This window comes from Hyphomonas sp. (assembly GCF_041398465.1).
Lineage (GTDB): Bacteria > Pseudomonadota > Alphaproteobacteria > Caulobacterales > Hyphomonadaceae > Hyphomonas.
Window position 1 is genome coordinate 218,087 of record NZ_JAWKUS010000002.1, and the last position, 24,930, is coordinate 243,016.

Sequence of the window (24,930 nt, forward strand, 5' to 3'; positions counted from 1 at the left end):
TTTCAGCTGGCGGCGCCGTTAGCGGCTACGCGCACGACAAGACAAAATACAATTTCAGTTCCGGAGCCTTTTGATGTCCGTTGATATTCTCATGCCCGCACTGTCTCCGACGATGGAGGAGGGCACACTCTCGAAATGGCTGAAGAAGGAAGGCGACCAGATCTCTTCCGGCGATGTCATTGCCGAGATCGAGACCGACAAGGCCACGATGGAGGTCGAGGCTGTCGATGAAGGCGTCCTGGCAAAGATCCTTGTTCCCGCTGGCACGGAAGGCGTGAAGGTCAATGAAGTGATCGCCGTCCTCGCCGAAGATGGCGAAGACGCCAGCACAGTCACCGCGAAGAAGGCTTCCGGCGGCAGCGCGGCACCAACTCCGGCGGCTGAGCTAGCGCAGGAAGCCCAGGTGCAGGCTCCTGTTCAGGCCCCGGCTCAGTCGGAGGCCGCCGCCGCGCCAGTTGCCGAGATCCTCTCGGACCCGTCCATTCCGGAAGGCACCACATTCACCGAAACTTCCGTGCGCGATGCCCTGCGGGACGCCATGGCGGAAGAGATGCGCCGCGATGAGAACGTTTTCCTGATGGGGGAAGAGGTTGCGCAGTATCAGGGTGCCTACAAGGTTTCCCGCGAACTTCTGCAGGAATTCGGCGCGCGCCGTGTGGTCGATACGCCGATCACGGAGCATGGCTTTGCCGGCCTTGGCGTCGGCGCAGCCTTTGCGGGCCTCCGGCCGATCGTCGAATTCATGACCTTCAACTTCGCCATGCAGGCGATTGACCAGATCGTGAACTCCGCCGCGAAGACGCGCTACATGTCCGGCGGGCAGATGGGGTGTCCCATCGTGTTCCGCGGGCCAAACGGCGCCGCTTCGCGTGTGGCGGCTCAGCACAGCCAGGACTACTCCTCCTGGTATGGTCATATTCCGGGCCTGAAGGTTGTCGCGCCTTATGATGCGGCGGATGCCAAGGGCCTGCTGAAAGCGGCAATCCGCGATCCGAACCCGGTTATCTTCCTTGAGCATGAATTGCTCTACGGCCACACCTTCCCGGTGCCGGACCTTGACGATTATGTCCTGCCGATCGGCAAGGCCGCGATCAAGCGTCAGGGCACGGATGTCACGCTGGTCGCCCATTCCCGCATGGTCGGTTTCGCGCTGGAAGCCGCCGAGAAGCTGGCGGAGCAGGGGATCGACGCCGAAGTTGTGGACCTTCGCACCATCCGCCCGCTCGACACAGACACCGTGATCGAGAGCGTAAAGAAGACGAACCGCATCGTATGTTGCGAGGAAGGCTGGCGCTTCATGGGCGTCGGCGCGGAGATCGCCGCGACCGTCACGGCCGAGGCCTTCGACTATCTCGATGCCCCGCCGGCACGTGTCTACCAGAAAGACGTGCCGCTGCCCTACGCCGCCAACCTCGAAGCCCTGAGCCTGCCGAACGCCGACGACATCGTCGAGGCGGCGCTGAAGGTGTGCTATGTCTGAAAACATGCCATATCGGACCGGAGCATATTTGATTGAGCAGGTGATCAGTTGCGGTTGGTGCGACGGTGAACTGACTGCCATTGTGGATGTTGTGTCTGCTGAGCAAAACGCGGGTTATACGGGACCGCAGGTGCTCAAATGTCAGGACGTTCAGTACATTACTTTTGCAGAAGAGGCGGTCGCCGACCGGGCGGACCTCTTTGTGGCAGAGGAAAGCGCAAAAGTATTTGAGGGCTTGTCTGGTCTATGCGTGTCTAGTTCAAGCGCCCTCCTTGAGCGTCTGAAGCGGGGCAGGGATTTCGGTGAGTACGTGGACTTCAGTGCAAGGCACTACGTAGTACGCGCGCCTTATAACAGTTTTGAATTCGTCTCTCCAAAAACACCAATCTTGGCAGGTTTCCATGCCGATTAACATCACTATGCCGGCGCTCTCTCCCACGATGGAAGAGGGCACACTGTCCAAATGGCTCGTCAAGGAAGGGGACACGATCTCCTCCGGTGACGTCATCGCCGAGATCGAAACCGACAAGGCCACGATGGAAGTCGAGGCCGTGGACGAAGGCACCGTCGCGAAGCTCCTCGTCCCGGCCGGGACCGAGGGCGTGAAGGTCAACGCCGTGATCGCCGTCCTGGCGGAAGACGGTGAGGACGTTTCCTCGGTCAGCGTGCCTGAGACGAAGGCCGCTCCGGCCCCTGCGCCGAAGGCTCCGGAAAAGCCCGCTGAAGACATGCCGAAGTCCGATATAGTCATGCCCAAGTCCGATATGGTCATGGCGAAGTCATCGGAAGTCGCCGCTAATCAGGCCAAAGCCCCCCTGGCGACGACGCCTCTGCCGAGCGCCAACACAGCCGACGGACGCATCAAGGCAAGCCCGCTGGCGCGCCGGATCGCGGACATGAAAGGCATCGACCTTTCCGCAATTTCCGGCACTGGCCCGCGTGGCCGGATTATCAAGCGCGATGTCGAAAATGCGAAACCGGCAGCCGCGCCTGCTGCAGCATCTGCAACAGCGCCGAAGCCGGATGGCCTGATCCTGCCGCAGGTTCTGGACGACCGCATCTATGCGCCGGACAGCTATGAGCTGAAGCCCCTCGACGGCATGCGCAAGACGGTCGCGCGGCGCCTCACCGAGAGCTTCATGCAGGTGCCGCATTTCCCGCTCAACATCGACCTCAACATCGACCGGCTGCTTACCTCGCGATCTGCAATAAATGCTGCAGCAGAGAAGGGCGTGAAGATCTCCGTCAACGACATGCTGATCAAGGCCGCCGCGCTTGCCCTGATGGACGAACCGGACTGCAATGCCAGCTATACTGACAAGGGCATCGCCTACCACAAGCACGCCAATGTCTCGGTCGCTGTGGCCATCGACGGGGGCCTCATCACGCCGGTGATCTTCAAGGCCGAGACCAAGGGCCTCGCCGAAATTTCCGAGGAAATGAAGGACTTAGCCGCCCGCGCCCGGGACCGGAAACTGAAGCCGCAGGAATATACCGGCGGCACATTCAGCATTTCGAACCTCGGTATGTTCGGCATCAAATCCTTCGCCTCCATCATCAACCCGCCGGAAGGCATGATCCTGTCCGTAGGCGCAGGCGAGAAACGCGCTGTCGTCGATGCCAAGGGCAACGTCACCGCCGCCACGATCATGACGGTCACGCTGACCTGCGACCACCGCGTCATCGGCGGCGCAGAAGGCGCGAAATGGCTCGCCGCCTTCAAACGCTACGTGGAGACGCCGGAGGCGATGCTGCTTTGATATGGCGGAGGCTGCTGTTTGTTGCTTACGCCATCATAGCGCTTTCGCCGGCGCTGTATCTGGTGCTCAGCCAGTATGAAGGCTGGCTTGGGATATTCCGGCCTGAAACAACAGAGTGGCTGTGCGGTAGGACAGGGCGTTTCGACCTCAATCCTTTCGACGCCGCCGCTCTTGGCACGTACTATCTCTTGCCAACATGGCTTCTGATAAGTGGCACGTTCGGAGTGATCGCCTGGAAGCTGGTCAGGATGAACGGATGGGTCGTTCTGGCATTGTTTGTTTGCGGTGCCGCCATGGGCGCTTTCATGTTGTTCGGTGCCGGATGGATGAGCGATCGGTACGAACACGTGCTCCAACGACAATGCGAAATATACGGATAAGGGAGAACTGAATGTCCACCCAATACGACCTCATAGTGATCGGTTCCGGCCCCGGCGGCTATGTCACGGCGATCCGCGCGAGCCAGCTCGGCATGAAGACGGCTATCGTGGAGCGCGAGGCGCTTGGCGGCATCTGTCTCAACTGGGGCTGTATCCCCACCAAGGCGCTGCTGCGTTCGGCCGAAGTGCTCTACCTTGCCAAACACGCCCGGGATTTCGGACTCGTCATCGACAAGGCGGACTTTGACCTTCAGGCGGTGGTGAAGCGCTCTCGCGGCGTGGCGAACCAGCTGTCGACTGGCGTGAAGTTCCTTATGAAAAAGAACAAGATCGACGTGATCGAAGGCACTGCGCGGCTGGAAAAGGGTGCGCCTGCCCCGAGAGTGATCGTGAAGGGCAAGGACGGGAAGGACACATCCTACCAGTCCAAGCACGTCATTCTCGCCACCGGTGCCCGGGCCCGCGACATCCCGCAGGCGGGTCTCGTGGCGGACCACAAGCTGATCTGGACCTATCGCGAAGCCATGACGCCGGACGTGATGCCGAAACGCCTGCTGGTTATCGGCTCCGGCGCGATCGGGATCGAGTTTGCGAGCTTCTACAACGAGCTCGGTGCCGAAGTGACCGTGGTGGAGGTCATGGACCGCATCCTGCCGGTTGAGGACGAGGAGATCTCGAAGCTCGCCGAGAAGGAATTCAAGAAACAGGGCCTGAAGATCCTCACCGGCACACAGGTGGCAAACCTGAAGGCGGGCAAGGATACCGTCACGGCTGAAATCACCGGCAAGGACGGCAAGAAGGAGACGCAGGAATTCGACCGCGCCATCCTCGCCGTCGGGATCGCCGGCAATGTCGAGAATCTCGGCCTCGAAGCACTCGGCGTGAAAGTCGAGAAAACGCACGTCGTGGTCGACGGCTACGGCAAGACAGGCGTTCCCGGTCTCTATGCCATCGGTGACCTCACCGGGCCGCCCTGGCTGGCCCACAAGGCGAGCCATGAGGGCGTGTCATGTGTCGAAGCCATTGCCGGGAAGGGACATGCCGGACCGTTTGACGCGTCGAACATTCCGGGCTGTACCTACGCCCATCCGCAGGTGGCCAGTGTCGGGCTGACCGAGAAGGCTGCCAAGGAAAAGGGCTACGACATCAAGGTCGGCCGCTTCCCGTTCCTCGGCAATGGCAAGGCGATTGCCCTCGGCGCGCCGGATGGACTGGTCAAGGTAATCTTCGACAAGAAGACCGGAGAGCTGTTGGGTGCCCACATGATCGGGGCCGAAGTGACGGAACTGATCCAGGGCTATGTCATCGCGCGACAGGGCGAACTGACCGAGGAAGATCTCGCTCATACCGTCTTCCCGCACCCGACCATTTCGGAAACCATGCACGAAGCCGTGCTGGATGCCGAAGGCCGCGTCCTGCACATCTAAAGGCGGCTACAGCGCCTTTATTGCCCTGATAGCGCCTGTCCTGTTACGCAAGAGGCTGGTGAATCTTGCAGGGGTAGCAGATGATTGGACGAGTGCTTGCCGGATGGGCTCTGGTGGTCGGGGTGGCTGCTTGTGCGCCTGCCTCCGCGCCGCATGAGGAGGTCGAAACCGTGACGGAGGCGGCGTTGGAATTGCCTGCTCCACGCGATGGTATCGTAACAGACCGCTTCGCGCGTCTCGCACTCGCCTGTGTGCACAAGCAATATCCGAACAAGATCAGCCATTTGCTGAATTCGGATGCGGATGTGGCGACGCCGCGGGACCTCTATCCTGCGTTCTATGGCTGTTTCGACTGGCACTCTTCCGTGCACGGGCACTGGCTGCTGGTGCGCATCCTGAACACCGACCCGGAAACGCCTTATCGGGATGCCATCGTTTCGGCCCTCTCGGAGAGCTTCACGCCTGAGAACATTGCTGGCGAACTCGCATATTTCCAGGGGGCAGACCGGGCGAGCTTTGAGCGGCCATATGGCCAGGCCTGGTTCCTGCAGCTGATGACGGAACTTCGTGAAGCGGACTTCCCTGAAGCGGCACAGTGGGTGGAGACGCTGGCCCCACTGGAGGACTTCATTGAGGGGCAGACATCTGCCTGGCTCGACAAGCTCGTCTATCCGATCCGCATCGGAACACACAATCAGACGGCCTTCGCCTTCGGTTTGATGCTCGATTGGTCGGATACAGCGATGCGTCCGCAATTCCGCGAGAAGCTCGCTGCCAAGGTGCTGAGCTTCCACGAAGCGGATGTGAACTGCCCGCTGGCTTATGAACCGTCGGGCGAGGACTTCCTCTCGCCGTGCCTTATGGAGGCGGACCTCATGCGCCGCGTGATGGGGACGGAGCAATATGCCGCCTGGCTCAGCCTGTTCCTGCCGCAGATTCCTGTGAATGGGAGTGGTGATTGGCTGGAGCCTGGCATGGTGCTCGATCCGACCGATGGCAAGCTGGTTCACCTTGATGGTCTCAACCTTTCCCGCGCCTGGGCATTGGAAGGTATCGCATCCGCCCTGCCGGCTAGCGACCCGCGGCGCCCAGCATTGCTGGCTGCCGCAGCGCGCCACAAGGAAACCGGTATCGCTGCTGTGAGTGACAAACATTATTCCGGCAGCCACTGGCTTGCCAGCTTCGCGACCTATCTTGAAACTCGCCGGGGCATACGCATCGAATGAAACTGCCTTTCGGCCCCGGTGCGCTCGTCGCCGCAGCCTTTATCGGGCCGGGCACCGTTACAGCGTGCACACTCGCCGGGGCCAATTTCGGATACGCACTGATCTGGGCGCTCGTCTTTGCAACTTTTGCAACGATGGTGCTGCAGGACATGTCGGCCAGGCTGGGCATCGCCGGGGGCATGGGGCTGGGGGAGGCGCTGGTAGCGCCGGGAACGCCAGTCTCGCTGAAATGGCTGTCCATGGTTCTGGTTCTTGCGGCCCTTGCGCTGGGAAATTCAGCCTATGAGGCTGGGAACCTCTCGGGAGGGGCGCTTGGGGCTGGTGCCGCCTTTGGCTTGCCCGCGGAGCGGCAACGCTGGCTCGTCTGGGCCCTGGCTGCCCTGGCAGGGGCATTTCTGCTGAATGGCCGATACAAGGTTCTTGAAGGGCTGCTGATTGCACTCGTCCTGCTGATGAGCCTGGCCTTCGCTGGAAGCCTTTTCCTCGTGCGACCAGAGCTGGCAGCCATGATCAGCGGATTACGGCCCAACCTGCCGGAAGGCAGCCTGCTGACGGCGATCGCCCTGATCGGGACGACGATCGTGCCATACAATTTGTTCCTGCATGCCTCCTCGGTCAGGGAAAAATGGCCGAAGGGGGGGGCTTCTGCCATGAAGGCGGCCAGCTCGGATACGCGGGTCTCGATCGGGCTTGGTGGATTGATATCGATCCTCATCCTTTCCACGGCAGCCGCGAGCCTGTTCGGATCTGGTCTGGTCATTCAGGGGGCAGCCGACATGGCGGCCAGCCTGGAACCGGCATATGGGCCCTTTGCTCGCCTGCTCGTAGGGGTGGGCTTGCTTGCTGCCGGTCTGTCTTCAGCGGTAACGGCCCCGATCGCGACTGCCTATGCTGTTTGTGAGATGACTGGATTGTCCAGAAAAGGCCGGGCGTTTCGTGGCATCGCGCTGGGTGTGCTGGCGATAGGGACGCTCGTGGCATCCCTGGGGTTGAAGCCGGTGAACCTCATCCTCATTGCACAGGTCGCAAATGGCATCCTGCTCCCAATTGTAGCGGTCTTCCTTATCGTGACAATGAATCGCCGGTCTATTCTGGGAGCCAATGTGAACGGCCTGTGGAGCAATCTTCTGGGGGGAGGTGTCGTCCTGATCGCAACAGGGTTTGGCCTGCGTCTGGTTCTGCGTGCATTCGGGGTGTGGCCGTGAAGAACCGGATTTGCCTCAATGCCGATGTCGGTGAATTGCCTGGGTCTGAAGGACGCGCACTGGATCGTGCGATCCTGGATGTTGTCACGCGCTGCAGTATCGCTTGCGGTGGGCATGCCGGAGACGAAGATACAATGGCCGCGACGATCCATGCAGCACAATCGCGAGGCGTGCTGATTGGTGCGCACCCATCCTATCCAGATCGAGAGGGATTCGGTCGCTCAAGGGCTAATGTCAGCAATGAAGAATTGCAGCAATCGCTACTGTCGCAAGTGCGTATGCTGAAATCGATCGCGCGCGAGCGGGATGTCACTGTTTCGCACCTGAAGCCTCATGGCGCGCTCTACAATGACGCCGCCAAAAGCGATGCCCTGGCTGAAATGGTAGTGTCTCTGTGCGTCCATATGGGTATTCCGGCATTGATAGGACCTCCGGGGTCTTTGTTGGAAACATACGCAAGGCGGGAGGGGCTGGAATTCATAGCGGAAGCCTTTGCTGACCGTGCTTACGAAGCTGACGGAAGCCTTACCGCAAGGTCCATGGAAGGTGCGCTTCTCGTGGATGAAGCAGAGCAGATAGCTCAGGTCATGCGTCTGATCATTTCAAAAGAGGTCATCGCACGGACAGGGGAGCGCGTAAGTGTAGAGGCCGGGACTGTGTGCCTGCATGGTGATACACCCGGAGCGGCGAGATCAGCTTTCTTGCTGAAGGAAGCCTTGCTTGCACGCGGAATTTCAATTGAGGCATAAATGATTGAATGCCGTTTGTTTCTACTCGGCGACGATGCGGTCGGGGTGCAACCTGCGGACAGACAGCTGAGACATGCTCTCGCACTATCTTTGCGGGAGACATGTGAGTGGGTTGATGTCGTGCCGGGCAAGGAGTTCATAGCCGCGCAATTCAATCCTTTCGATATACGGCCGAGCGAAGCCATCCGCAAAATGGAAGCGTGGCTGTCGACCTTTCAGGAAAAGGCTGACAGTTCATATGCACCAGTCGAGCTGCATCTGGACGTGTCCAATGACTGGGCGCCGGACCTTAGGGCTCTGGCGGTGGAAAATAATCTGTCAGAGGAAGAGTTTCTCGAGAAGGTAGTCCAGAGCGAGCTGGTTATCGATATGCTGGGGTTCATGCCCGGCTTTGCCTATGTCGAGGGTATTGACGGGGCGCTTACAGGTGAACGGCTCGCTGTGCCACGCCAGCGGGTGGTGGCCGGTTCAGTCGGGTTCGTCAGCGGGCAACTAGGTCTTTATGGACTATCCGGACCGGGCGGCTGGCCAATCATTGGACGTTTGCGCGAGACACTCTTCGATCCAGCAAGGGAAGATCCCTTTCTGCTCAGGGAGGGCCAGCTCATACGTTTGAAGCTGGTGGGAGTCTGAGATGTCTTTCACCGTTCTGCAGGCGGGCATTCAGTCTACGTTGCAAGAAGCCCCGCGGCGCGGTGTGCGGTATATGGGGGTCCCGGCATCCGGGCCAGCTGACACGCTGTCGATGGCGCTCGCCAACAGGCTTGTGGGGAATGCAGCATCTGAATGTGCACTGGAGATCCCTTATGGAATGATCTCCTTAAAGGCCATGACAGATCATATCGTTGGTATTGCTGGGGCTATAGCCGCGATAGATGTTGATGGTCAGCCGGGGCTTATGCACCGGACATTGAAGATCAAAGCCGGACAGACTCTCAACATAGGCGCGCCGGAGTATGGCTTGCGTGTTTATGTGGCAGTATCCGGTGGCTTTGCAGCTGACACTTTTTTGGGAAACAGATCGACTTGCCTCCCTGCCGGGTTCGGCGGCCTGAAAGGGAGGGCATTACGCAAAGGCGATGTGTTGAATACCCAAAATGGGGGAGGGGGCGGATCTGCAATTCTGGAAACACCCATGAAGATGCGGCAGGTGCTTTCACATAGTTTCGCGCTTCGGTGTGTGCCCGGGCCGGATGAAGGCCGGATCCCTGACTGGGAACACAAGCAAGACTTCAAGGCCACACGCAGGGCGGATCGGATCGGGATTGAGATCGCCGGAAGCTGGCCAATGCTTAAGGGGGCTGGTCTCAAGGCAAGCGCGCCAGTGTTTCCGGGCGCAATACAGCTCACACCGTCAGGAACGGCTTTTGTGCTTTTACCAGATGCCCAGACGACAGGTGGATATCCGCACGTGTTGCAGGTCGCGCTAGCCGACAGGCATTTGCTGGGGCAAATCCGTCCGGGTGACAATATTCGCTTTTTGAAACGCAGCGCGGAAGACGTGGCACATGATTTGCGCCTGAAGCAGACCTTTTTTAAGGACTGGTTGCCGGATCTCTCCCTCTAAAGCGGTTCGTCCTCATCAATCAGGATACGGTTCGCAGAGCCGATTGGGTCGTCGAATTGGCCGGAGCGGACAGCCCAGATGAATGCGCCCAGACCAAGCAACCCCATGAACAGGGCGATCGGGATGAGGAAGAGGATGCCGCTCATATTATTTCCCTTCGGAAAAAGCCGCCAAACGGATTGCGTTTAGCGATACAGCCACAGACGAGAAGGACATGGCAAGCGCGGCGACAAGGGGGGTGGCATGACCTGTCACGGCAATGGGGATGGCGACGAGGTTGTATAGTGCGGCAAACGTGAAGTTCTCAAGCATCACGCTCCGCGTGCGCCGAGCAAGTTTCAGCAGGACTGGCAAGGAAGTGATGCCGCCGGAATACACTGCATCACTGGCGGCCTGACTAATGTCTATAGCGGTACCAGGCGTAACCGACGCGTGTGCGAGGGAAAGCGCTCCGGCATCATTCAGGCCATCGCCAACCATGAGAACTTTGTGGCCTTGCTCCCTCAGAACTTCCAGATGGGCGGCCTTGTCACGCGGGGAAGCAGCCGAGGTGTACCGGGACACGCCGAGCTCTCTGGCGACTTCGGAAACACGCTCATTCGTATCGCCGGAGAGGATTTCGGTTTCATAACCGGCTTTTTCCAGTTGCCGGATTGCATCCTCTGTTCCGGGAATGAGGCGGTCTGCGAACTCGAGCGCAACCGGCGTTTCATCGCCGCGCTGCAGGTAGAGATTGCGCGTGTGTGTATCGCCGCTGTCTACACCGATCCAGCGGCCAGACCCTAGGCGCCACAGGACGCCATCTATCGTTGCTTCCAGACCGCAGCCAGGAATTTCCTGTACGTTTGACGCGACAGGCCCCGAACCCGCAGCATCCGAAATGGCGCGCGAAAGAGGGTGACGGCTTGAGCGTGCCAATAAGGCTGCGTCCGAAATGGTGCGCTCATCTGTGGCATCACTGAGTTGCGGTACACCCAGAGACAGAGTGCCGGTCTTGTCCAGAACAATCCGGTCAACAGATGCGAACCGTTCAAGCGCATCGCCCGATTTTAGGAAAATGCCGAGTTGAAACAACTTGCCCGCCGCAACGACATGCGCCACCGGCGCTGCCAATGCGAGAGCGCACGGGCAGGTGATGATAAGCGTCGACACCGCAATCAGGATCGATTCACGGAAACCGGCACCCGCAAGCATCCAGCCAATAAAGGTCAGTGCGGCTGCAGAATGTACAAATGGTACATATAGAGCCACGGCCTTGTCAGCGATTTTTCGGTAAGCCGACCGCCTTTGCTCGCCTGCGTCCAGCATGCGGCCAATATCCGCAAGCAGGGAATCCGAAGCGCGCGACAACGCCTTCGCCTGGACTGGGCCGGACAGGTTCACTGCACCCGCATAGATACGCATGCCTTTCGACAAGAGGTGAGGGGCGCTTTCCCCGGTAACCAGGCTTTCATCGAGTTCGCAGAACTCATCGTTGAGCGCCATGTCGACAACGGCTCGCTCGCCTTGAGCAAGGAGGATCGTATCACCCGGGGCGACCACGCCGGGGTTCACCTTGATCGCATTCCCATCGCAATCGATGCGGGTCACGGCACGGCTGGACATGCCGGCGAGATCGTTTGCGGCTGAACAAGCCCTGCGTCTTACGCGGGCTTCCAGGAAGCGGCCGATCAAGAGGAAAAAGATCAGCATTGCGGCCGCATCGAAATAAGCGTGTTCGCCGCCGCGTATTGTTTCGACGACACTGACCGTAAAAGCGAGGATGATAGCCAGTGAGATAGGCACATCCATATTGGCGCGTCCGCGCTTCAGAACGGACCAGGCAGAGCGGAAGAATGGGCGTCCTGAGAAAGCGACAGCCGGAAGGGCAATCACGCCAGAGATTGCGTGCATGATCTGCTTGGTGTTGGAACCCATCTCTCCGGCCCCGGCCCAGACAGAGACAGACAGCAACATAATGTTTGCCGCAGCGAATGCTGCCACACCCATTGCCAGCAACAGCTCGCGTTCTTCCTTGCGCTGAACTTCGTCTGCATCAGTCTCCGCAGCAGCGCTTACACCATATCCGAGACCGGAAACCGTTTCGGCGATGTCGGAAGCGGGCAGGGGGCCCTGCCAGGTAACATTGAACTTGCCAGTGGAGAGATTCAGGCGCGCCTCTGAGACGCCATCCAGCGCACCCACAGACTTTTCGATCTTTGCGAGACAGCCCGCACATTTCGCACCCGAGACGTGAAGTTCCAGATGTTGGGATTTCCCGCTTTTCTGGACGAAGGCAGAGAGGCCTCCGAAGGGGCTATCTTGATCCGCCGCATCACCAAGGGACCAGTCACGCGTGTGCGCGAGAACGTCCGCCGAACTCATGGGATGATCAGTTTCTTACTCGCTGAGAACTCCACCGCTTCGGTGCCGTAGGGGACATTGGCATGAACGCGTGCTTCCCAGACGCCTTTTTCCAGAAGACTGACGTCAGCGAAGTAGTCGCCTTCTGCTCCACGTTGCAGAGTGATCGGCTGGTCTGCTGCGCCCGTAACGGTACGACGAAGTTGCGCGTCAATATCTGTCACGTTGAGGGGCGCACCGGCCCGGTCAAGCAAGCGGATGACCAGACGGTCTCCGGAGTCCGTAGGTGTCAGACCGATTTGAGCCGACCAGCCTTGCTCTTCCTGGATCCTGCGCGCTGAGATCGCATTATTATAATGCAGTCCTTGCAGATACGACTTGTGCTCGTCCTCACCCGGAAAAGAGCTCAGTGCCGCCCAGAGGAAAATACCATTCACGATGAACATGAAGCCGAAGAAGATGCACATCAGCATAAAGACGTGCCATCCAGTCAGGCGAAATGGCTTACGGCTCATGGCTGCGGGCATCAGTTTGCTCCCTGGAACACGGCGGTGGCATCTTCGACCTCTCCGGTCGCGAGATCCCGCACCAAGACAGTATAGTCGACACGAGGTTCCTTGTCGTCCGCGTGTCGTGTGACGAGCATGCGGAACCGGTCAACACCGTGCGCACCAAGCTCCAGATCGACTGTACCGTCAGCGTTTGTCTCCAAGCCGATCATCTGCAGGTCAGCACCATCCAACCCCTCGATTTCGATAGCCACATGGCGTTTCGAGGCAGCTTTATTGACAAGCTTCAGGGTGTAGCCGTTGCGGACATTCCCATCGGACAGGCGGACGAATGGCGGTGAGCGATCTTTCAGGACGTTCACTTCGAACGTGGATTTATTGAAGTAACCGAAAGCGACCATGGCTCCGATAAGCAGCATGAGTGCCGAATACAGCATGGTGCGGGGACGCAGGATCTTATACTTTGGCTTGCGGCCCGCAACGCGCTCGCCGATGGCAAAATCTGTATCGTAGGCGATGAGCCCGGTCGGCCGGCCGATCTTTTTCATGATGTCGTCACAGGCATCGATGCAGAGAGCGCAATGGATGCACTCCTGCTGCGCACCGTCACGGATATCGATACCCATTGGGCATACTTGTACGCATTGCTTGCAATCAATGCAGTCGCCTCGGCCCTCCCAACTCTCACCTTTGCGATGTGGGCCACGGGGTTCGCCGCGATCATAGCGATAGGTAACGTTCAGAGCATTCTCATCCGTCAGAGCGCCCTGAATACGCGGCCAAGGGCACATATATGTGCAGACCTGCTCGCGCATCCATCCTGCCAGGAAGTAGGTCGTGAATGTAAGGATGCCCGCGAAGAAGTACGCAGTAAGCGGCGCTTCGCCAGTGAACCAGCCTTTGGCGACAGTTGGTGCATCATGCCAGTAAAGAACGAAGGCGCCACCGGTCCAGAAGGCAATTATGAGCCAGACAAGGTGCTTGCCCAATTTGCGCCAGGCCTTGTTGAAAGACCAGGGCTGAGCGTCGAGACGCATGCGGGCTGCGCGGTCCCCCTCAAAGGCACGTTCAACCCAGATATAAAGGTCTGTCCAGACAGTCTGAGGGCACGTGTATCCGCACCATGCCCGGCCGAACAGAGAGGTCACCAGGAACAGGCCCAGCGTTGCCACAATGAGCAGGCCAGCCAGATAATAGAGTTCCTGCGGCCAGATCTCGAACCAGAAGAAATAGAATTTCTCGCCTGATAAATCCGCGAGAACCGCCTGATCGGGAATACCTTCCCCGCGCGGCCAGCGTATCCAGGGCAGGATGTAATAGATGCCCAGGGTGACGGCCATCACGACCCACTTGATCGTCCGGAACTTGCCATGCGCGAGCTTCGGATAGATCTGCTTGCGCCCTTCGTAGAGTGAAGGTGGGGGCGCATTAGATTTTGTGTGGTCAATGACGGTTGTCATATCCTGGGCACCAAGTAATTAGAGAAATATACTTACTCACCACCACCGAGTGAGTGCACGTAAACTGCTAGTGCCTTGATGGTGGCGTCATCAAGACGACCCTGCCAAGCCGGCATATGGGAGTTACGAGCATTCGTGATGGTCGCGCGGATATCGTCCGGGCTCGAACCATAGAGCCAATCAGCATCCGTCAGGTTAGGAGCCCCGACATCCCTGGAACCCTTCGCATCCATGCCGTGGCAGCTGGCGCAGTTCGATTGGAACAGGCTTTCACCACTTGCAGCCATACCGACATTCGCTTCGTGACCGCTGACACTGAGGACATATTGGACCAGGTCGTCGATCTGAACAGAAGTCAGCAAGCCATCTCTCCCAAATGCAGGCATTGCGGAGAAGCGGGTGTCCGCATCTTCTTCATGCCGGATGCCGTGGCGGATCGTTTGCTCAATACCATCCAGAGTGCCATCCCAAAGCCAGACATCGTCTGCCAGCATCGGGTAGCCTTTTGCTCCCCGGCCACCAGCACCATGACACGTAGCACAGTTATCCCCGAAGGCACTTTCTCCCATCGCCATCGCAAATTGCTGCAGGTCCAGATTGTTCTGGATGTCCTGAAGCGATGCAGTCAGCAGTTCGGCTGAAGCCGCGCTGCGTTCAGCGTGAAGAGTGGCGACACTCTCGGCCACGGCGGAACGGTCAGACATTCCAAGCACGCCGGGTGTGTTGCGACTCCCGAGCCCCGGCAGCGATGGCAGGGCGGGCATGGCGATCATGTACAGGATGGCCCAGAAGATCGTGCCATACCAGACATACAGCCACCAGCGGGGAAGGGGGTTGTTCAGCTCCTTGATGCCGTCCCAGGAATGGCCGGTTGTTTCCACACCGGACAGGACATCAACTTCCTTGTCGGTCTCACTCATCTCCAGGTTCCCCTTCATCGAGCGGCCAATGGGCCGCTGCTTGGAATTTTTCCTTGTTCGACGGCCACAGCGCGTAGGCGACTGCGACAGCGAACATCAGAACGAAGAAGCCCAGGCCCCATGTCTGGGCAAACTTTGACAGAATCTCATACATAGCCCTGCCCCTTACCTGCGGTTGTCCAGGTCGTCGGCCTCATAGGTGGAGAAATCCACCAGAGTGCCGACCATCTGAAGGTATGCGACAAGGGCGTCGAGCTCGGTCACCTTGTCAGGATTGCCATCATAGTCCGCAATCCTGACCGTCCCTTCGCGGCCAGCGGCCTCTTCATAGCGGGCGACGAGTGCATCCTGTGCATCGTAGTCTGCATCTGGATCGGCCTGAGCGATGAGATCCGCCTTGGCGTTCTCGATCATCTCGTCGGTGTACGGAACCCCTTCGAAACGAAGCGCCTTCAGGTGGTCGCCAATCGTTTCAAAGTGAAGCTTGTTGTCGGCCAGGAATGCGTAAGGTGGCATCACCGATTCCGGAACCATGGATTGCGGATCCTTCAGGTGATCCACATGCCAGGCATCAGAATACTTGCCGCCTACGCGGGCAAGGTCGGGACCTGTCCGCTTGGAGCCCCATTGGAATGGGTGGTCGTACATGCTTTCCGCTGCCAGCGAGTAGTGGCCGTAGCGTTCGACCTCATCTCGCAGAGGACGCACCATCTGCGAGTGGCAGACATAGCAGCCTTCGCGGATGTAGACGTTGCGACCGGCCAGTTCGAGCGGCGTGTACGGACGCATCCCTTCGACCTTCTCGATGGTATTTTCGAGATAGAAGAGTGGTGCGATCTCCACGATACCGCCGATCGCGACGGTGACGAGGATGCCGAGCGTGAGTGCCAGAGAATGACGCTCAAGCGTTTCGTGCTTTTTCATCAAGCCCATCAGTAAGTCTCCTATTCAGCGGGCTGAAGCGTCGCGGTGGCAGGAACATCAACCGGGCGGGTGCCTTCAGCGGCAGCGCCGTGGCCGAGAGCCGTGCGGACGAGGTTGTAGGCCATGATTAGTGCGCCGGTGAGGTAGAGGCTGCCACCCACTGCGCGGATCACATAGCTGATGTGCTTGGCTTCGACGGTCTCAATGAAGCTGTACTCCAGGAAGCCGTACTCGTTGTACGCGCGCCACATCAGGCCTTCGAGAATGCCTGCGAAATACAGGGCAACGATGTAGAAAAGAATGCCGATCGTTGCGAGCCAGAAGTGCCATTCTACAAGCCGTAGCGAGTACAAGGCAGGCCGTTTCCAAAGCCACTGCGTTGCACAGTAAAGTGCACCGAAGGAGATGAAGCCGACCCAGCCCATCGAACCCGAGTGCACGTGGGCGATGCCCCATTCTGTGTAGTGCGACAGGGCATTGACGGCCCGGACGCTCATCAGAGGACCTTCGAAGGTCGACATGCCGTAGAAGGCGAGTGCGACGACCATCATCCGGACAACCGGGTCAGTCCGCAGACGATCCCAGGCACCAGACAGCGTCATCACGCCGTTGATCATGCCGCCCCAGCTAGGCATCCACAGCATTACCGAGAAGGTCATGCCCAGCGTTTGCGCCCACTGCGGCAGAGCCGTGTAGTGCAGGTGGTGCGGACCCGCCCAGATGTAGATGAAGATCAGCGACCAGAAGTGAACGATCGACAGACGGTACGAGTAAACCGGCCGCTGAACCCGCTTCGGAATGAAGTAGTACATGATGGCCAGGAAGCCCGTGGTCAGGAAGAAGCCCACGGCATTGTGTCCATACCACCACTGGGTCAGTGCGTCCTGAACCCCACCGAAGAGCTGGTAGCTCTTGGAACCGGTCAGTGTAACTGGCAGCGTGAGGTTGTTCACGATGTGCAGCATCGCAATTGTCACGATGAAGGACAGGTAGAACCAGTTCGCCACATAGATGTGAGGCTCTTTGCGTTTCCAGATCGTTCCGAGGAAGACCAGAAGGTAGGCCACCCAGACGATGGTCAGCCAGAGGTCGGCATACCATTCCGGTTCAGCGTATTCCTTCGACTGGGTAACGCCCATCAGATAGCCGGTGCCGGCAATCGCGATGAAGAGGTTATAGCCCCAGAAAACGAACCACGGCCACATGCCGCCGGCCAGACGTGTCCGGCAGGTACGCTGAACGACGTAGAAACTGGTGGCGAGCAGGACGTTTCCGCCGAACGCAAAAATGACCGCTGATGTGTGCAGCGGACGAAGCCGTCCGAAGTTCGTCCAGCCAAGCTGTTCGAAGTAGAAAATATTGGGGAAGGCCAGCTGGAGGGCGATGATCAGCCCGACCAGGAAACCGGCAATGCCCCAGAACATGGCAGCCACGACACCAAATTTTACAATCGTGTCTTCGTAGACCGTTTGATCGAATGGATCCCGGTCACCAAGGCTGCCCGCCCAGAGTGCAAGTGCCAGAAGGCCGACCACGGCGAGGCCGAGGAACAGCCAGGCATGGGCGCCCATAAGCGGATCGGCAGCGTGGCTGGCGATCAGCAACGCCAGGATGGCGAAGATGCTGGTAAATGCCGCGACACTGCCAATGCTGGCAAATGCCGACGACCGTCTTGTTTGTAACGTGCTCACGTTATTGACCCCCTGCGAGTCGTTGGAATTCTGGCGCCTAATTGCCGGTGTCGACTTCGAACCGGTATACGGTATTCTACGGATGGGCTTCGCTGTCGCATCCGCCTAGTTCACGAAGCGTATTGGAACATACTCGAAGGAGCAAACAGATGACAAAATGGCTAATGGCGGGAACAGCCCTTCTCGTGGCCGGCTTGTTGAAGATCTGGCAACATACCAGCGCTCCTCTGACTCTTCAGGACTATCTCGCGTTTCGATGCGGATCTGCGACAGAGGCGCATGGGGACACATTCCTGACTTTTGCAGGCCATTGCTGGGGCTGTCCGGTTGCAGCAGGTGGAGCGGCTATGATCATTTATGCTGCTGTTATGATCATGACATCGTCGCGCCGTGCGCCTGTGCCGGTTCGCAGATAGGCACCTCTAACACCTCTTCCGGCACGGCTTTCGGGATATGAAAATTTGACCGATCTCACCGGCGATGCAGAATCAACTGAACTAGAAGCGCTCCAGCTCCACTTACGGTCAATCCTGGCATCCGTGCCCGATGGAATGATTGTGATCGATGAGCAGGGCAAGATTCTGGCGTTCTCCAGCGCCGCTGAAAAACTGTTTAATTACAAGGCAGAAGAGGTAATTGGTCGAGATGTAAGCCTGCTGATGGGCGGGCACGATGAGGCCAATCACCAAGCCTATGTCAACAACTACCTCGAGACTGGCAAGCGCCACATCATTGGGGTCGGCAGGGTCGTGTCTGCAAAGAAGTCCGACGGCACGATCTTTCCAATCGACCTGAAGATTGGCGAAGCGAAGGTGGGAGAGCACTACCTCTTCACCGCCTTCGTGCGCGATCTTTCTGACCAGCGCCGCAATGAATTGCGCATGCAGGAAATGCAGGCGGAGCTTGTGCATTTCTCGCGGATGAGTGCTGTGGGCACGATGGCTTCGGCGCTGGCGCATGAGTTGAACCAGCCTCTGACCGCTGTGGCGAACTATCTGGAAGCGGCGCGCGATTTGCTCGAATCCGATTCGAAAGATGCGAAGGAAATTCTACACGAAGCCCTGGATGAGGCCTCCCGCCAGGCGGTCCGGGCTGGCGAAATTGTGCGCAAGTTGCGCGGCTATGTGTCTCGAGGAGAGATAGATGCGCGGTCAGTCCCACTTGCTCCGTTGCTCATTGATTCGATCGCGCTTGCTCGAATCTCTGGCGACATGGCGGATATCCCGATCGACAAGGATATTGAGCCGGAACTCGGCGCCGTGCTCGCAGACCCAATTCAGGTTCAACAGGTCGTCATCAATCTGCTGCGGAATGCAGCTGAAGCGCTGACCGGTTCAGATGCGCCAAGAATACGGGTGAGTGCGCACAAGGGACCGGAATCGTTGGTAACGGTGGAAGTCTGCGACAATGGTCCTGGTATGTCTGATGAGGTTCGAAAGACCCTGTTCAAGCCATTCATGACGTCCAAATCCCAGGGAATGGGACTTGGGCTCTCCATTTGCCAGACAATCGTGGAGGCTCATGGCGGCAAGATTGAAGCTGTTCCGGCCGAGCACGGTGGAACGTGTTTTCGGTTCACACTGAGGCGTGATACGGCTAGTTCATCCTTATGAGTGAACAAAAACTGATCCACCTCGTCGATGACGACGACGCCGTACGGCACTCGGCCAGCTTCATGCTGCGCCACGCCGGATTTGCCGTGAAAACGTATACGGATGGCGTGGCTTTCCTGGAGGTCGCGGAAGAGGCTGCTGCTGGGTGTATTCTGCTGGACGTGCAGATGCCTAGAATGGACGGACTGGAAGTCCAGGAACAGCTGAACGCTCGCGGCGTTGCCATGCCGGTGATCGTACTGACGGGGCATGGGGATGTGAACGTCGCCGTAAAGGCCATGAAGGCTGGCGCCGTCGACTTCGTCGAAAAACCGTATGAAAAACAAACGCTTGTTGAAGCGCTCAATCGCGCTTTCCAGCGTCTGGAAGAGCGCTCACAGCGCGATCTTCTGGTTGATGAGGCGCGCGGCAAGATCGAGCATCTCACGCCACGAGAACGCGAGGTTCTGGAAGGCCTTGTTGACGGCCACACCAACAAATCGATTGCCGATTCGCTCGATATTTCGCCGAGAACGGTTGAGATTCACCGTGCGAACCTGATGGAAAAGCTTGGTGCGACGAGTCTTTCCGGCGTGTTGCGGATCGCTTTTGCCACCGGTATCGGGTTCGAAGGCAAGGTTACGGACTAGTACCTAAAGACAGCATACAGGCCATGCGCCAACATGCAGGCTCGATATTCCTGTTGTTGGGTGGCCATGTCGAACGCTTTGCTGAACAGACCGAAAAACGTAGCTGTCATTGACGACAGCGAAGCTGTCCGTCGCTCACTTGGCGTACTTCTTACGGCTCGTGGATATGCTGCCATGGGCTTTGCCGGAGGCGCAGAGTTTCTGGAATCACCGCTTCGCAGGTCATTCGATTACCTCCTCATAGATTACAAGATGGAGGAAATGTCCGGTGTCGATGTTCTTCACTCTCTAAGGGGAGAGGGGGTCAACACACCGGCGGCGATGGTCTCGGGCTGGGAAACATCAGGGCTGGAACGCTTGGCGTTGGACGCTGGCTTCACCGCGTTCATCCGGAAACCGATGCTGGATCATATTTTATTCTCGCTCATTGGGCCGCCGAACAGTGGGGAAGGGGTGCCCCGTCGAGCTCCAAAAACCAAGGGCGCCGCTTAACAAAACCTTTCTAGCGCTTCTGGACACCGCAGCAGCCAACGAACCAATGATGGGTCGAAAGTCTCCTGACGATGGTCACAAGGGCGACCTTGATTTCGTCGTGCCCATAGCCGCGGTCTATAAGACCTTGAAAAGTCAGGCTCTTTATATCCCCAAGTCGCATAATCATCATTATGGGAAATCATAATGATGGGCAGATTGGCTTGGCTTACCGGATCTCGACCACCATGCCGTCGAAGCCTGGCTGGACTTGCTCCGGCAACTCCCCCTTCAAGGTTTCGTAATCCAGATCCACGTGCATATTCGTCAAAATGGCTGTTCGAGGTCTCAACTCAGCGATCCAGTCTAGCGCCTTCGCCACATTCGCGTGCGTCGGGTGATCGGTGTAGCGCAATGCATCAATGACCAGCGTGTCCAGCCCCTTAAGCGCAGACTTTGTTGCGTCGGGAAGCCCGCTGACGTCGTTACAATACGCGAAGTCCCGTATTCTGAAGCCGAGGCAGCGGATACGGCCGTGCTCCATGTCGACCGGCAACAATTCAATCGGCCCGCCCGCGCCCGAAATCTGGAAAGGCTGGTTCGGTGAAATGTCCGGCTGCAGGTCCAGAATGGGCGGATAGCCGCCCTTGCCTACAAAACAATATTCAAACCGCTTTGTCAGAATCTCGCGAGTTGCCGCGTTCATGAATGTGGGCAACGGGGCGCGCTGACGAATGACGAGCGGTCGTATGTCATCGATGCCGTGTACTTGATCGGCATGTTCATGCGTATAGACCAGCGCATCCAGGTGCGTGACCTTAGCGTCTAGGAGCTGTTCACGAAGGTCCGGTGACGTGTCTATCAAAACCGACGTTACGCCGCCTGATGCGCCGTCTTTCTCGACCAGCACGCAGCAACGACGGCGCCGGTTCCTGGGCTCATTTGGGTCGCATGCGCCCCAGTCACCACCGACTCGAGGAACGCCGCCCGATGAACCAGTCCCAAGGAGCGTGCACCGGAACCCTGCCTTGTTCATTGTAAAACCTTGCTGAACAGCCTGATCGCATTGGCTTCTGTCACTTGCTGGACTGCTTCGAGGGGCATCGATTTCAATTCCGCCAACGCTTCTGCGACATGCGTGAGATAGGCTGGTTCGTTGCGCCGGCCCCGCATCGGCACTGGCGCAAGATACGGACAATCCGTTTCCAGAATAATCCTGTCCATCGGTACCTCAGCAATGACTTCGCGCACTTCACGCGCACTTTTGAATGACAGTATTCCGGACACGGAAACGTAGGAGCCAAGTGCGAGCGCCCTATGGGCGAGCTCATGCCCGCCAGTGTAGCAATGCAGAAGTGGCTGGAACGCGCCGCTGACAAACTCCTCTTCGAGAATGTCTGCCATAAGAGTATCGGCTTCTCTTGTGTGCAGAATGAGCGGCAAACCTGTTTCGCGTGCCGCCTGAATATGCTTTCGCAAACTAGCAACCTGATCTTCCTCGGCGCTGTAGCCGTAGTGGAAATCAAGACCCGTCTCACCAATTGCGATGACTTCAGGGTTGGCCGCAGCCTCCACAAGGTCGCTTACTTGCAGGTTCTTGTAGTCATTGGCGTGATGTGGATGTACGCCTGCCGAACACCAAATGTCACCATGCGTTTTGGCGATTTCGAGTACCGCTGGAAAATTGTCGAACCGGTCACAGATTGCGAGAAACCGGCTCACTCCGGAAATCCTGGCCCGCTCAAGAACTTCCTCCAGATCGTCAGCGAACGTCTCGCCGTGCAAATTTACGTGCGTATCAAACATGTTTGCGACCTAGCTTCGTCCAGGTGCGGACACTAGTCCTGAAATGAGCTTTGCCGCTGCCTGCTCCGGATCCATGTTCAGCTCATCTGTTTCGCCGATGAGTTTGACGGCATTCAGCCAGACCCGGGCTCGTTGAGGCGCATCGATCGCTGAGTGGGCCAAAGCGGAAAGAACCTCATCCCGAAATGCTGCGAACGAGGAACCGTCTGCTCCTGCCGCCTGTATAGCTCGTGTGACGATCGCATCGTTCGGGCGCGGCATCGACTTCATGAGTGTTCGAGCTGCGTTCGTCGCGATGCGGCACGTCTCTGACGAACGCTCAACAGCGAGGCCCGGTCGCCCATGCGGGAACTCTGTCGGTTCGCCATGAAATTCCAGCAGCTGCAAAGCGGCGGCCATTTCCTGTTTAGTCAGGGGATGGAGTCGAAGTGTCCGGCACCGGGATCGGATCGTCGGCAATACTGGTTTTGAGCCGTGATTGATCAAGAACATGATCGCCGCGCTCGGTGGCTCCTCCAGCGTCTTGAGAATGGCGTTGGAAGAGTTGCGGTTCAACTCGTCTAACGAATCCACTATGCCGACGCGCCATCCGCCGAGCGCTGGACGATAGGTGAAAAACTCGTTGAAAGCGCGGATTTGTTCGATCGAAATGTCCTGCTTCAACTTTCCCTTGTCATTTTGTTCCCGCGTCAGGATACGCAGATCCGGATGCCCGCCGGAGAGGCATCGTGACATGACTGGATCATTGGACCCTGCATCAAACGGTGCCTCTGCCGGACCTCGTGCACCCAGTAGCCAGGCTGCGCAACGCAAGGCGAAGCGCGACTTGCCGATGCCCGATGGCCCTTCGATCATCCATGCGTGATGCATCCGTCCACTTGCCGCAGCCGACGCGAAAGCAAGTTCCGCTTCTGAATGACCGAAGAGCGGCAATGCGGCGGTCATGATGTTGCACCTTGCTTTGCAGCGAGCAGCCGGTTTTCAATTGCTTTCCACGCTTGAGCGGAGACTTCTTTCGCGCTCCGGGATGCGTCCAGTAATACGCAACGGTCCGGATCGCCCCTCGCGACGTCGACAAAGGCTTGCCGCACAGCTTCATGGAAAGCCTTGTCTCTCAGTTCAAAAGCATCAGCTAATCCGCCGCGTTCGGCCCTTCGGTGGGCGGCCTGTTCAACAGGCGCATCCAGCACCAGCGTCAAATCCGGAGAAGTGTCACCGAGCACGGACCGTTCCAACATTTTCAGAACTTCGACGCTGACCCCGTTCTGGACACTCTGATATACCCGCGTGGAGTCCGCAAACCGATCACACAAAACCCAGCTTCCAGACGACAACGCTGGACGGATCTTTTTCTCGAGATGGTCCGTGCGCGCTGCATTCATGAGGAGTGCTTCGGCCATGGATGACCAGACCTGATCCTCCGGCGGATGCAGCACAAGGTTACGTATCGTTTCAGCTAACTCGGTGCCTCCGGGCTCTCTGGTTACAACGACCGAACGTCCCGTCGACTCCAATTTGTCTCGCAATGCCTCAAGCAGTGTCGACTTTCCGGTGCCTTCACCGCCTTCAAGCGTTATGAAGTGTCCACGGTTCACGACTGGCTTTCGCTGCCTCCCAGCATGTGGCTGAGGCCTTCGATTGCTCGTCCGAAGAAACCGAGTTTCCCGACATCCGCATCGGCCACCACCGGAGCTTCCACAGGCTTCTGTCCGGCGATCGTGATCACCAGTTTGCCAACTTCGTCACCCTTTTTGACGGGGGCTTCAATGGGTCCCGGCAGCACAATTTCTGCCTTGGCTTTCTCCATGCTGGCCTTGTAGCCGGCAACTTGCAGTTCACCGCCCAATTTGACCGGTACTTTCTGGCTCTCGCCAAGCAAGACCGAGACTTCAGGCAAGTCAACGGACTCGGGCGTCAGCGTTTTCAGATCGAAGCTGTTAAACGCAATCCTCATCAGCCGTTCGCCTTCAGCTGCGCGAGCGGCCATGGAAGGCAGTCCATTGATCACGATTGTCCTGCGAACGCCGTCACGAACAGCCGAAGCCGTCAGACCATAGCCAGACACTTCAAGATGGCCGGTCTTCACGCCGTCAGCACCAGAAACTTCCAGAAGAGGATTCCGGTTCGCCTGGGTAAAATCGCGCCAAGTGTAAGAGGGCAGCGAATACCAGGCATAGTATTCGGGGTAGTTGTCGATTGTCAGCTTCGCGAGCTTTGCGAGGTCTTCGGCTGAAATAACGTGGCCGACGGCCTCCAGACCGGTGGCATTCAGAAAATTCGCGGAGTTGAGGCCTAGCTCATGTGCGAGATTTGTCATGCGCTTGGCAAAAGCTTCTTCCGAGCCAGAGATGTTTTCTGCGAGTGTGATACAGGCATCGTTCCCGGACATGATGATGATGCCGTGGAGCAATTCTTCGACTGTCGGCGTGTCTTTGGGAGCGAGTCCCATCGTGGAGGTGCCGGACGGGAAGCCGCCTTTACGCCAGGCGTTTTCGCTGACCGTGAACTTGTCGCTCATGGACAGTTCGCCGCGCCGGACCATTTCAAAAACCGTATATGCGGTCATCATCTTGGTCATCGAGGCAGGGACCATCGGTTCTTCACCGTCCTTGGAGAAGAGAATGGCTCCTGTTTCGTTGTCCATGATGACGGCATGGCTTGCTGGCGTGTCCAGTATCTGAGCGTTCGCCAGACCGGCCAAGCCTGCAAACGCGAAAGCTGCTGCGGCGACAGTGTTCCGGGTGATCTGCGGCAAGTTCATGGAAGGGGC

26 protein-coding genes are annotated in these 24,930 nt (G+C 58.1%); 13 read left to right on the forward strand and 13 right to left on the reverse strand.

Going from position 1 to position 24,930, the window contains the following annotated elements:
• The first annotated feature begins 73 nt into the window (after positions 1-73).
• From R3C98_RS07705 to R3C98_RS07750, 10 genes are all read left to right on the forward strand, one after another.
• A complete protein-coding gene (locus tag R3C98_RS07705) occupies positions 74-1,480 on the forward strand; it encodes a pyruvate dehydrogenase complex E1 component subunit beta (RefSeq protein WP_371313537.1) in 1,407 nt (468 codons plus the stop codon).
• Positions 1,473-1,892, forward strand: a complete 420-nt coding sequence (locus R3C98_RS07710; protein ID WP_371313538.1) for a hypothetical protein — start codon at positions 1,473-1,475, stop codon at positions 1,890-1,892. The genes R3C98_RS07705 and R3C98_RS07710 overlap by 8 nt, the downstream gene beginning before the upstream one ends.
• Positions 1,882-3,240, forward strand: a complete 1,359-nt coding sequence (locus R3C98_RS07715; RefSeq protein ID WP_371313539.1) for a pyruvate dehydrogenase complex dihydrolipoamide acetyltransferase — start codon at positions 1,882-1,884, stop codon at positions 3,238-3,240. The genes R3C98_RS07710 and R3C98_RS07715 overlap by 11 nt, the downstream gene beginning before the upstream one ends.
• Positions 3,186-3,620: a hypothetical protein gene (locus R3C98_RS07720; RefSeq protein ID WP_371313540.1), complete on the forward strand. Its 435-nt coding sequence runs from the start codon at positions 3,186-3,188 to the stop codon at positions 3,618-3,620. Before R3C98_RS07715 ends, R3C98_RS07720 begins: the two co-directional genes overlap by 55 nt.
• Positions 3,621-3,631: 11 nt before the next feature.
• Positions 3,632-5,047, forward strand: a complete 1,416-nt coding sequence (gene lpdA / locus R3C98_RS07725; protein WP_371313541.1) for a dihydrolipoyl dehydrogenase — start codon at positions 3,632-3,634, stop codon at positions 5,045-5,047.
• A gap of 80 nt (positions 5,048-5,127) precedes the next feature.
• The gene (locus R3C98_RS07730) at positions 5,128-6,273 is read left to right on the forward strand and encodes a DUF2891 domain-containing protein (RefSeq protein ID WP_371313542.1); all 1,146 of its coding nucleotides are present in this window, start codon (positions 5,128-5,130) and stop codon (positions 6,271-6,273) included.
• The gene (locus tag R3C98_RS07735; protein ID WP_371313543.1) at positions 6,270-7,478 is read left to right on the forward strand and encodes an Nramp family divalent metal transporter; all 1,209 of its coding nucleotides are present in this window, start codon (positions 6,270-6,272) and stop codon (positions 7,476-7,478) included. Before R3C98_RS07730 ends, R3C98_RS07735 begins: the two co-directional genes overlap by 4 nt.
• Positions 7,475-8,227, forward strand: coding sequence for a 5-oxoprolinase subunit PxpA (pxpA, locus tag R3C98_RS07740; protein WP_371314020.1), 753 nt, complete (start codon positions 7,475-7,477; stop codon positions 8,225-8,227). The genes R3C98_RS07735 and pxpA overlap by 4 nt, the downstream gene beginning before the upstream one ends.
• Positions 8,228-8,860 (forward strand): allophanate hydrolase subunit 1, encoded by a 633-nt coding sequence (locus R3C98_RS07745; RefSeq protein ID WP_371313544.1) that lies wholly within the window; start codon positions 8,228-8,230, stop codon positions 8,858-8,860.
• A 1-nt stretch (position 8,861) separates the two neighbouring features.
• Positions 8,862-9,794 (forward strand): biotin-dependent carboxyltransferase family protein, encoded by a 933-nt coding sequence (locus tag R3C98_RS07750; protein ID WP_371313545.1) that lies wholly within the window; start codon positions 8,862-8,864, stop codon positions 9,792-9,794.
• Here the strand turns inward: R3C98_RS07750 and ccoS are convergent.
• The 8 genes from ccoS to ccoN are packed head-to-tail and all read right to left on the reverse strand — an operon-like array spanning position 9,791 to position 17,641.
• Positions 9,791-9,940, reverse strand: a complete 150-nt coding sequence (gene ccoS, locus R3C98_RS07755; RefSeq protein ID WP_371313546.1) for a cbb3-type cytochrome oxidase assembly protein CcoS — start codon at positions 9,938-9,940, stop codon at positions 9,791-9,793. The two genes, R3C98_RS07750 and ccoS, sit on opposite strands and share 4 nt — an antisense overlap.
• 1 nt (position 9,941) lies before the next feature.
• Positions 9,942-12,158, reverse strand: a complete 2,217-nt coding sequence (locus R3C98_RS07760) for a heavy metal translocating P-type ATPase (RefSeq protein WP_371313547.1) — start codon at positions 12,156-12,158, stop codon at positions 9,942-9,944.
• Positions 12,155-12,664 carry a FixH family protein gene (locus R3C98_RS07765; RefSeq protein ID WP_371313548.1) on the reverse strand — a complete coding sequence of 170 codons (510 nt, stop codon included), beginning with the start codon at positions 12,662-12,664 and terminating at the stop codon, positions 12,155-12,157. The genes R3C98_RS07760 and R3C98_RS07765 overlap by 4 nt, the downstream gene beginning before the upstream one ends.
• The gene (ccoG, locus tag R3C98_RS07770) at positions 12,664-14,106 is read right to left on the reverse strand and encodes a cytochrome c oxidase accessory protein CcoG (protein ID WP_371313549.1); all 1,443 of its coding nucleotides are present in this window, start codon (positions 14,104-14,106) and stop codon (positions 12,664-12,666) included. The genes R3C98_RS07765 and ccoG overlap by 1 nt, the downstream gene beginning before the upstream one ends.
• Before the next feature lie 32 nt (positions 14,107-14,138).
• Positions 14,139-15,026 (reverse strand): cytochrome-c oxidase, cbb3-type subunit III, encoded by an 888-nt coding sequence (gene ccoP, locus R3C98_RS07775; protein WP_371313550.1) that lies wholly within the window; start codon positions 15,024-15,026, stop codon positions 14,139-14,141.
• Positions 15,019-15,180, reverse strand: coding sequence for a cbb3-type cytochrome c oxidase subunit 3 (locus R3C98_RS07780; RefSeq protein ID WP_034763853.1), 162 nt, complete (start codon positions 15,178-15,180; stop codon positions 15,019-15,021). Before R3C98_RS07780 ends, ccoP begins: the two co-directional genes overlap by 8 nt.
• Before the next feature lie 11 nt (positions 15,181-15,191).
• Complete coding sequence (gene ccoO, locus R3C98_RS07785) at positions 15,192-15,959, reverse strand: cytochrome-c oxidase, cbb3-type subunit II (RefSeq protein ID WP_371313551.1); 768 nt, start codon at positions 15,957-15,959, stop codon at positions 15,192-15,194.
• Positions 15,960-15,970: 11 nt separating this feature from the next.
• Positions 15,971-17,641 (reverse strand): cytochrome-c oxidase, cbb3-type subunit I, encoded by a 1,671-nt coding sequence (gene ccoN / locus R3C98_RS07790; protein WP_371313552.1) that lies wholly within the window; start codon positions 17,639-17,641, stop codon positions 15,971-15,973.
• Positions 17,642-18,102: 461 nt separating this feature from the next.
• Here ccoN and R3C98_RS07795 point away from each other — a divergent pair, with 461 nt between their 5' ends.
• The 3 genes from R3C98_RS07795 (at position 18,103) to R3C98_RS07805 (ending at position 20,375) form a co-directional block, all read left to right on the forward strand.
• Positions 18,103-19,254, forward strand: a complete 1,152-nt coding sequence (locus R3C98_RS07795) for an ATP-binding protein (protein ID WP_371313553.1) — start codon at positions 18,103-18,105, stop codon at positions 19,252-19,254.
• On the forward strand, positions 19,251-19,883 hold the full coding sequence (locus tag R3C98_RS07800; RefSeq protein WP_371313554.1) for a response regulator transcription factor: 633 nt from the start codon (positions 19,251-19,253) through the stop codon (positions 19,881-19,883). The genes R3C98_RS07795 and R3C98_RS07800 overlap by 4 nt, the downstream gene beginning before the upstream one ends.
• 66 nt (positions 19,884-19,949) lie before the next feature.
• Positions 19,950-20,375 carry a response regulator gene (locus R3C98_RS07805; RefSeq protein ID WP_371313555.1) on the forward strand — a complete coding sequence of 142 codons (426 nt, stop codon included), beginning with the start codon at positions 19,950-19,952 and terminating at the stop codon, positions 20,373-20,375.
• A 208-nt stretch (positions 20,376-20,583) separates the two neighbouring features.
• On the opposite strand, the gene R3C98_RS07810 is transcribed toward R3C98_RS07805, so the two are convergent.
• Genes R3C98_RS07810 through R3C98_RS07830 form a run of 5 tightly spaced genes read right to left on the reverse strand, consistent with a single transcriptional unit; the run spans position 20,584 to position 24,921 of the window.
• Positions 20,584-21,390 (reverse strand): MBL fold metallo-hydrolase, encoded by an 807-nt coding sequence (locus R3C98_RS07810; RefSeq protein WP_371313556.1) that lies wholly within the window; start codon positions 21,388-21,390, stop codon positions 20,584-20,586.
• Positions 21,387-22,160 carry a TatD family hydrolase gene (locus R3C98_RS07815; protein ID WP_371313557.1) on the reverse strand — a complete coding sequence of 258 codons (774 nt, stop codon included), beginning with the start codon at positions 22,158-22,160 and terminating at the stop codon, positions 21,387-21,389. Before R3C98_RS07815 ends, R3C98_RS07810 begins: the two co-directional genes overlap by 4 nt.
• Positions 22,161-22,169: 9 nt before the next feature.
• Entirely contained in the window at positions 22,170-23,105 is a 936-nt protein-coding gene (locus R3C98_RS07820) for a DNA polymerase III subunit delta' (protein ID WP_371313558.1), read from the reverse strand.
• Positions 23,102-23,755, reverse strand: a complete 654-nt coding sequence (gene tmk / locus R3C98_RS07825; protein ID WP_371313559.1) for a dTMP kinase — start codon at positions 23,753-23,755, stop codon at positions 23,102-23,104. The genes R3C98_RS07820 and tmk overlap by 4 nt, the downstream gene beginning before the upstream one ends.
• Positions 23,752-24,921 (reverse strand): D-alanyl-D-alanine carboxypeptidase family protein, encoded by a 1,170-nt coding sequence (locus R3C98_RS07830; RefSeq protein WP_371313560.1) that lies wholly within the window; start codon positions 24,919-24,921, stop codon positions 23,752-23,754. Before R3C98_RS07830 ends, tmk begins: the two co-directional genes overlap by 4 nt.
• Positions 24,922-24,930: the final 9 nt, after the last annotated feature.